Here is a 529-nt window from a genome sequence, read left to right on the forward strand (position 1 = left end):
CTGATGGTCCTATGCCACAGACTCGTGAACACATCCTTCTTTCTCGTCAGGTTGGTGTACCTTACATTCTTGTATTCCTTAACAAGTGTGACCTTGTTGATGATGAAGAATTGCTTGAATTGGTAGAAATGGAAGTTCGTGAACTTCTTTCTACTTATGACTTCCCAGGTGATGACACTCCAATCATCCGTGGTTCAGCGCTTGCTGCACTTAATGGTGACCAAGGTCAGTATGGCGAATCTGCTGTAATCGAATTGGTTGCTGCGCTTGATTCTTACATTCCTGAACCAGAGCGTGCAATCGACAAAGCATTCTTGATGCCAATCGAAGACGTGTTCTCTATCTCAGGTCGTGGTACTGTAGTAACAGGCCGTGTTGAATCTGGTATCGTTAAAGTCGGCGAAGAAGTTGAAATCGTTGGTATTAAAGATACAGTTAAAACAACTGTAACTGGCGTTGAAATGTTCCGTAAATTGCTTGACGAAGGTCGTGCTGGCGAGAACTGTGGTGTTCTTCTACGTGGTACTAA

At 43.9% G+C, this 529-nt stretch carries 1 protein-coding gene; it reads left to right on the forward strand.

Going from position 1 to position 529, the window contains the following annotated elements:
• On the forward strand, positions 1-529 hold a 529-nt coding region (locus ACU0NF_RS11885; RefSeq protein ID WP_445661242.1), incomplete at both ends, for a GTP-binding protein.

Source organism: Acinetobacter sp. F16, assembly GCF_052712855.1.